This window comes from Caldicellulosiruptoraceae bacterium PP1 (assembly GCA_041320695.1).
Taxonomy (GTDB): domain Bacteria; phylum Bacillota; class Thermoanaerobacteria; order Caldicellulosiruptorales; family Caldicellulosiruptoraceae; genus JBGGOQ01.
Window position 1 is genome coordinate 1 of record JBGGOQ010000041.1, and the last position, 571, is coordinate 571.

At 31.3% G+C, this 571-nt stretch carries 1 protein-coding gene; it reads left to right on the forward strand.

Annotation, left to right across the window (positions count from 1 at the left end; all coding sequences use genetic code 11):
* Positions 1-34: 34 nt before the first annotated feature.
* Positions 35-571, forward strand: a 537-nt coding sequence (locus tag ACAG39_12490) for an ABC transporter ATP-binding protein (GenBank protein MEZ0538038.1), incomplete at its 3' end; no start/stop codon positions are given.

A 571-nucleotide genomic window follows, 5' to 3' on the forward strand; every position in this document is an offset into this window, starting at 1 on the left:
AATTTTATTTTAAAAATCAGGGAGGTATATTCAATTGGGAGTTGTTTTGGAACTTGAAAATGTAAAAAAGAATTATGGCAAGAAAGAGGCAGTGAGGGGTATTAGTTTTATTATTAAAGAAGGAGAGATAGTTGGATTTATTGGACCAAATGGTGCAGGTAAATCTACTACAATTAAGATGATTGTCGGGCTAATACGAGCAACATCTGGTAACATTAAAGTTTTTGGTCATAATATTGAAGAAAACAGGATAGAAGCTTTAAAAAACATTGGTTGTATAGTTGAAAATCCAGAGTTATATGAATATATGAGCGGTTGGGATAATATATTGCAATTTGCACGTATTTTTGAGATTAAAGATACTGAAAAATTGAAGGAAATAGTTGACTTTGTGGGTTTAAAAGATGCTATTAATAGAAAAGTAAAGACATATTCACTTGGTATGAAGCAAAGACTTGCTTTAGCAGTTTCGCTAGTTTCTTCACCCAAATTTTTGATATTAGATGAGCCAACTAATGGGCTTGACCCAAGTGGAATTATCGAATTCAGAAATCTATTAAAGAAATTAGCA